The sequence below is a fragment of the Methanobrevibacter sp. genome (assembly GCF_050872065.1).
Classification (GTDB): Archaea; Methanobacteriota; Methanobacteria; order Methanobacteriales; family Methanobacteriaceae; genus Methanocatella.
This window is the reverse complement of record NZ_JBNMGD010000061.1, coordinates 1-6770: the sequence shown is the minus strand read 5'-3', so window position 1 is coordinate 6770 and position 6770 is coordinate 1. Positions and strand designations below refer to the sequence as shown.

Genomic DNA, 6770 nt, shown 5'->3' with positions numbered 1-6770 from the left:
TTTATATATGAATCTCATGAAATAGATTATTTTATTTCAATATTATTTAAATTGAAAATTTAGATAATTTTTGAGGTTATATGTATTTAATTTAGAGGTTAATTCATGAAAATTGATGGTGAAGTTACAACTGGTTTAGGAAAAGCAGCATATTTCTTATCACAGGAATTCTATACAAATGAATTTAAGAAAAATTTAGGATTTATTCCTTTCCCTGGAACATTGAATATTGTTGTTAATAATGGTTATTTAGATGAAATAAATAAAATAAAAAATAATTGTCAAAATTTAATCAAGCCAGATGAAGGATTTGGAGCTGTAAAGTATATTAAAGCAAAATTAAATGATGATATTGATGGAGCTATTGTATTTCCAGCAAAAACCACTCATGAAGAAAATTATTTAGAATTCATTTCAAAAGATAAGTTGAGAGATGAATTAGCTTTAAATGATGGAGATATTGTATCTCTGGAATTTTAAAATTAAATAGTAAATTTTTTATATATAATTAATATAATTATTAATTACGTTCTCAGGGCGGAGTGAAATTCTCCACCGGTGGTGATTTTTTATAATAAGTCCATGAGCACATATAGTGTTGATTTGGTGAAATTCCAAAACCGACGGTTACAGTCCGGATGAAAGAGAAGAAATAAGTATTTTAGTTATTTTTAGCCCTGGTTCTAGTATTATAAGGAGATATTACTATGAATCAAGAAACAAACTTAGATAAAGCTTTAGAAGCAATTAGAAATGGTGAATTCGTACTAGTTTTTGATGATGATGATAGAGAAGGAGAAGTTGATATGATTATCGCTTCTGAATTTGTAACTCCTAAATCTGTTGCTTCAATGAGGGATAATGCAGGTGGATTAATCTGTAATTGTTTACATTCTGATTTTTGTGATGAAATTCACTTACCATTTATGGTAGATATTATGGAAGCTGCAAGTGAAAAATATCCAGAGTTATCTAAACTTGCACCTAATGATATTCCATACGATGAAAGGTCTTCATTTTCAATTTGGGTAAATCACAGAGATTCATTCACTGGTGTAACTGATCATGATAGGGCAATGACTATTAGTGAATGTGCTAAAATGATGAAAGAAGGAAGATTTGATGAATTTGGATCTACTTTCAGATCACCTGGTCATGTATGTCTTTTAAGAGGAGCAGATGGCCTTGTTAAAAATAGAAGGGGACACACTGAAATAGGTCTTGCATTATGTGAAATGGCTGGCGTCACTCCTGTATGTGTAGTTTGTGAAATGATGGACAGTGAAACTGGACAAGCTACATCCGTTGCTGATGCTCGTAAATTTGCAGAAGAAAATGGATTAATCTTACTTAAAGGTGAAGACATCATTAATAAATATTTAGAGGAATAAGCTAATTTTTTTAATTAGCTTTTTTTATCTCTTATTTTTTGTAATTAACTATACTATTTTACTTTTAATTTCATCAAATGTGTATATTTTTTCAAATTCAACTTCACGAGCCATATTAATTATCTCATCAATATTTAAGTTATTTTCAATTAAATCCATTGCATGATTGGTGAATAGTTCATATCTAATCTCAACTTCTGGAATAAATCCTCTCATATCTGCTGATTTTAGTTTAGGTAATTTTAAAACCTTATTTACATTTGTGTTGTTTTTAATATAAGGTATTACTTCGTTGAAAATATCTTCATTGTATATTTTATTGAGTAATATTGCTTCTACTGGTACTCCAAATTTTTCAAGCGTATTGGCATGAGAAACCAAATCAACTGCAGCGGATTCTATTCCTCCTTTATTAACACCTGATGCTAATATCATTGGTATTTTGGAAGACATTGCAATTTCTGCAGCTGAAAATGGTACTTTTTCATTTAAAAGTCCAGTAAATACGCTCATAACTCCTTCAATCAATACAATATCATAATCTGAAGAATTAAGCTTTGATATTGTAGATTCAATGTCCATCCAACCTAAATGACCAATTTTTATAGATGAAAATTCTTCCATTTTTCCTTTTGTCAAATATAATCCTGGTATAATGTCACGTACATCTGGACCGACTTTTAGAAGAGCAACTTTATATCCTCTTTTTCTTAAAGCACCTGCAAGTCCTGTAATGATGAATGTTTTTCCTGAATCTGACCCATTACTTCCAATCATTAGATATTTAGGTTTTTTAGTTTTTGTTTTTAATTGTGGAACTTTAATGTTGGTATTGATTCCAACTTCACTTTGTAAGTATTTTTTAACTTCAAGGTTTCTACTGTATATTTCATCGATATTTTTAGCATCTATTTTTTCTAATAAGTTATTTACAAGAATTGGATTTTCATCTAATATTCCATGAATCATTGTACCGATAACGTTACCATCATCATTAACTGCACCTGAAAAGATATTATATTCATTATCTTTATTGGTATCTCCATAATTCATTCTTTGAACCTGAGAATAGAACAATGGCTTTGCATCTCCTTCTACTTTACCATAAGTATGTGTGTGAAAACCGTCAATATCTTCACTTTGGCCTTTTACCAAAAATGAGTTGTCAAATACTTTAGCCTTAACACGATCGCTTGTGATTAAAGGTGAAAAATTAACGTCAATTATTCCAAGACCTTCTTTAATAATTGGTACTGGAGATTTTCTTCCAATGTCTATCTGATTTGATAATAATTGAAAACCTGCACAAATTCCAATGATTGGCTTTCCATCACGGGCAATTTTTTTAATTTCAGTATTCAATCCCATGTTAATGTCATTTGATTCAATTAATGTTCCACCAGGAATAATTAATGCATCTAACTCATCACTAGCTTTTAATCCATCAACAAGTCCATTTTCCCTAACAATATCTGTTGGCAAATTTCCAAAATCCTCAAATCCTGGAACTGCTCCATTAACATAAGCAAGTCCAATTCTTGTCATAAAAATAACCTCTTGATAACTTATTGTATTTTATAAATATTAAATTTTTAGACGTGCATTTCAAGTGTAAAAAGAAATTTATAATATGTGCTGGTTTTTGAATTTCACTAAAATGGTTTAATCATATTATAAAAATCCAATATATTTAGTTTTTGACTTTTAATATCTTAAAAAGTCTTTCACTGTCATAATGTAATGTTATACGATTTTTAATATTTTCATAAAAAAGATGAAATGATTTAAGTATAAATAGCATTTGTTCTATTGTATTTTACATTATTAATCTAATTAAAATAATATTTAATTACTAAGTTATTTATGTTCTAATAATAAAAGTAGTATTAATAAAGTTTTTGAGGATTATTATGAATAATAAACTGGTTATATCTTTAATTTTTATAGCTACTTTTTTGATTTGTGCAAGTCCTGTAATGGCTGCAGAAGATAATATAAATTCATTTACAGAATTTTCTTTAAATATTTTGGATATTTTTAATACTCCACCTTCTGTAGATATTGATAATTTATTCATCGAAAAGGAGGCTTATAAACACACTGATAGTAATGGTAAAGTTGATAAAAAAACTAATTATTACATCAATTTTAATTTAAACGATGTATCTGAAGATGAATTAGATGTTGTAGTTGTATCATATGATAAAAATGGCAAAGTTGTTAATAATACAACTGAACTGATTTCAGGATCTCAAGGAAATTATAGAATTCATGTCGATCCATCATCTGATATTAAGAGTTTTAATTTAACAGTATATAATGGAAATACTATTGTATTTGAAGGTAATTCAACTAATATTACTAAAACAACGGATGAACAAGTGGATGAACCAGTTCAAGAACAAACTGATGATTCTTCCAGTTCATCAGTTACATATGTTGCAAGTTCTAAAGCAGGCAAATTCCATAATCCAGGATGTGAATGGGCTCAAAAGATTTCTTCTAGTAATAAAGTTGTTTTCCATTCAAGAGATGATGCAATTAATTCTGGATATGTACCGTGCAAAGTTTGTAGTCCTTAAGGACTACTCCTATTATTTTTTACTATATTTTTATTAATACCTAAAGCAATATAATTATTTGAAAGATATTTTCTTCTTTAAAATAAATTTTTAGGTAATGTGATTAAATGGTTAAATGTGAATGTGGTGCGACCCTCACAGAAAATGATAAAAGATGCCCAAAATGTGGAAAACCTGTATCTAAGAAATCTAATAATAAAATAATTACAATAGTTGCAATTATTGTTGTAATTGCAATTGTTGGTGTTTTAGCTTCTGGAATGTTGTTCAATAACACTCCTTCTACTAATGATGCAAGTTCTAATACTCAATCTATTGAGCCAACTAATAATACAAACGCAGTAGATAATTCAGATTCTAATACTAACAGTGTTTCTAGTGAATACTGGGCTAGTGCAAAAGCAGAAAAATTCCATTTACCAACATGTGAATGGGCTCAAAAGATCAAAGATAGTAATAAAATTGTTTATCAATCCCGTGAAGATGCTATTGCTGATGGAAAAGTGCCTTGTTCTGTATGTAATCCGTAGAGAGGTCTGATTTGAAAGAATAATCAGACCTTCAAAAATTTCTCATTGATTTAATCAAGACGTAATTAAATGTTAATATTATATTCATATTGGTAGGGATAGCATAGAAAAGAAAAACAAGCAGCTGGTTTTAAAAGATTTAATTGTCTATGGTGAGGATAATGCCGATGGCTATGGAAAAATTTGTCCAAGGTGCCATAAAAAATATCAGGAAGAGTATAATTATTGCTCACAGCATGATGAATTGATTGAATTGGTGTATATCAGAGATTTAGTTAAAATTTGCAGGAACTGTGGACATAGATATCCTAAAGATTATAATTACTGCACTAAATGTGATAGTAATGAAAAATTAACTGTTAATATTAAAGAATTAAAAACTAATCCAAATAAATATTATGGAGTTTCCAATTATTCAAATAATTTTGAGGATATATATGAATTATTTACTCAAACAAACATTGATAAATTAAATAAATTCAATTTAACACAATTACAATTCGAAAATATCATTTCAAACATTAAAAAAACATATAAATCCATCATAAACTATTTGCTTGGGGAATATCAAATTGACTTAAAAACCTTAACGGCTCTTGATAAAATACTTTTATTTTCAAAATCATTTGTTAAAACAGATTATAAAGAGGGAGGAGGCGATTTAGGTCATTTTAAATTTAATGAAATATTCATTGATGATAGAGCAACAGATGCATTGCAAATCACAACATTAATCCATGAACTTTCACATTTCTTAATGGCTGAAATTCTAGAACAAATTGTCTCAGAAATTTTGGATACAAATAAAACAGGAGCTGTTGAAGCGTTTGTAGCTTATATTTTAAGTAAAAATAACTTAAATTATCTTGTTGATGAATATTGTGCCCATACAGTTGAAGGAAGATTTGCAGTATTTGGTTATCAGGATTATGGGTCATATGAGCAGTGTTTATTAAGTTTTAAAAGTGAATTCGGTGAAGAACTTATTGATGTTGCAAATCAGATTGGAAATACATTCGCATTTTATATTAAAGATATCATGGAATCATTTATTGATGAAAAATTAAGAAATGATATAAAACAGGAATTTTCTAGAATTAATGATATTCCAAAATATTCCCAATTGCAGTATGAAACCTCTATGGTTTTTGATTGGGAAGCTTTTTATAATGTAATAAAATTAATGCTTACAGCAGATTTAAAAGTGTTTGTTAATGATCCTGCTGAAATGGAAAAACTAGAGTTATATACTAATAGATTTAAAGAATAGTCAATGAAATGCATACAACTCGTGTTATTTTTAAGTTTCTCGCATTTCTATTCATTTCATTAGTTATTCTAAATATGGGAGTGATTGTTGTAGGTATGTTTATTGTCGTAGACATATTTGTATATCAATATTGAGGTTAAGTTATAACTTTTTAGTTATAATAATTAACAAGAAAAGATAGATATATACATATGAAATTAAACGATAGTGTAATTAAGTTTTTAAAAGCACGTGGTGTTGCTGAAGTTGGTTTTGCAGATTTAACTGATTTTCCGGAGTTTGGTTATGCTTCTGCAGTTGTATTTTACATTCCAGCTCCAAAAGTGATGATTGAAGCTATTGATACTAGGGATGTTAAAACTCGTGGAGAATATTATAATAGAATGAATAAATTTTTAATAAGGACTGCAAAAGACTTATCGAAGTTTTTAAAAGAAAATGAATATTCTTCTCTAGCCATTACTCATGATACTAAATGGGTGAAAGGTGATAAGAGAATTAAAAGGCCTCCTTTAAAAACACTAGCTACTATAAGTGGTCTTGGTTGGATTGGACGGTGTGGATTGTTAGTAACTAAAAAATATGGTAATGCTTTGAGATTGGGAGCTATTTTAACTGATGCTACTTTCGAATACGGTAAACCTATGGTAAAATCATTATGTGGCAAATGTATGGAATGTTGTACAATTTGTCCTGCCCAAACAATTACTGGAATAGCTTGGGATCCTTCTAAAAAAAATATTTACGATCCTGATGGTTGTAGAAAAATTAGAAGGGATGAAACTTTTTGTTCAAGATGTATTTACGTTTGTCCTCATACTCAGAAATACTTAAATAAATTAGATGAAGGTCTATTTGTTGATACACAATATATGCTAGATCATCTTAAAAATGGGACTCCTGTTGATAGCGCAGACATTGTTGATTCTTTAGACAAATAGTTATCTATTAGTACAATAAAAATTTACTGAATTTAGATAAATTATATTATTTTGTT

The 6770-nt window shown here is 28.5% G+C and carries 7 protein-coding genes and 1 riboswitch; of the genes, 6 read left to right on the top strand and 1 reads right to left on the bottom strand.

Annotated elements, in window-relative coordinates:
* The first annotated feature begins 105 nt into the window (after positions 1 to 105).
* Together ACR0P1_RS07310 and ribB are read left to right on the top strand one after the other, a co-directional pair.
* Positions 106 to 480 carry a DUF120 domain-containing protein gene (locus ACR0P1_RS07310; RefSeq protein WP_432645747.1) on the top strand — a complete coding sequence of 125 codons (375 nt, stop codon included), beginning with the start codon at positions 106 to 108 and terminating at the stop codon, positions 478 to 480.
* 44 nt (positions 481 to 524) lie between these two features.
* Positions 525 to 654, top strand: a riboswitch (FMN riboswitch).
* A gap of 53 nt (positions 655 to 707) precedes the next feature.
* Complete coding sequence (ribB, locus tag ACR0P1_RS07305) at positions 708 to 1391, top strand: 3,4-dihydroxy-2-butanone-4-phosphate synthase (protein WP_432645746.1); 684 nt, start codon at positions 708 to 710, stop codon at positions 1389 to 1391.
* Positions 1392 to 1439: 48 nt separating this feature from the next.
* Here ribB and ACR0P1_RS07300 read toward each other — a convergent pair whose 3' ends face one another.
* Positions 1440 to 2936 carry a glutamine amidotransferase-related protein gene (locus tag ACR0P1_RS07300; RefSeq protein ID WP_432645745.1) on the bottom strand — a complete coding sequence of 499 codons (1497 nt, stop codon included), beginning with the start codon at positions 2934 to 2936 and terminating at the stop codon, positions 1440 to 1442.
* 365 nt (positions 2937 to 3301) lie between these two features.
* Here ACR0P1_RS07300 and ACR0P1_RS07295 point away from each other — a divergent pair, with 365 nt between their 5' ends.
* The 4 genes from ACR0P1_RS07295 to ACR0P1_RS07280 all read left to right on the top strand — a co-directional run bounded on the left by ACR0P1_RS07295 (position 3302) and on the right by ACR0P1_RS07280 (position 6714).
* Positions 3302 to 3973: an Ada metal-binding domain-containing protein gene (locus tag ACR0P1_RS07295; protein ID WP_295029882.1), complete on the top strand. Its 672-nt coding sequence runs from the start codon at positions 3302 to 3304 to the stop codon at positions 3971 to 3973.
* Between the two features lie 107 nt (positions 3974 to 4080).
* The gene (locus ACR0P1_RS07290) at positions 4081 to 4503 is read left to right on the top strand and encodes a zinc ribbon domain-containing protein (protein WP_295029880.1); all 423 of its coding nucleotides are present in this window, start codon (positions 4081 to 4083) and stop codon (positions 4501 to 4503) included.
* 253 nt (positions 4504 to 4756) lie between these two features.
* A complete protein-coding gene (locus ACR0P1_RS07285; protein WP_432645744.1) occupies positions 4757 to 5773 on the top strand; it encodes a hypothetical protein in 1017 nt (338 codons plus the stop codon).
* Between the two features lie 191 nt (positions 5774 to 5964).
* On the top strand, positions 5965 to 6714 hold the full coding sequence (locus ACR0P1_RS07280) for a hypothetical protein (protein ID WP_432645743.1): 750 nt from the start codon (positions 5965 to 5967) through the stop codon (positions 6712 to 6714).
* Positions 6715 to 6770: the final 56 nt, after the last annotated feature.

What these genes read in the sequence shown, in the direction of transcription:
- ACR0P1_RS07310 (WP_432645747.1), top strand. Translation starts at nt 106, where the DNA reads ATGAAAATTGATGGTGAAGTTACAACTGGTTTAGGAAAAGCAGCATAT.
- ACR0P1_RS07300 (WP_432645745.1), bottom strand. Translation starts at nt 2,936, where the DNA reads ATGACAAGAATTGGACTTGCTTATGTTAATGGAGCAGTTCCAGGATTT.
- ACR0P1_RS07295 (WP_295029882.1), top strand. Translation starts at nt 3,302, where the DNA reads ATGAATAATAAACTGGTTATATCTTTAATTTTTATAGCTACTTTTTTG.
- ACR0P1_RS07280 (WP_432645743.1), top strand. Translation starts at nt 5,965, where the DNA reads ATGAAATTAAACGATAGTGTAATTAAGTTTTTAAAAGCACGTGGTGTT.
- ribB (WP_432645746.1), top strand. Translation starts at nt 708, where the DNA reads ATGAATCAAGAAACAAACTTAGATAAAGCTTTAGAAGCAATTAGAAAT.
- ACR0P1_RS07290 (WP_295029880.1), top strand. Translation starts at nt 4,081, where the DNA reads ATGGTTAAATGTGAATGTGGTGCGACCCTCACAGAAAATGATAAAAGA.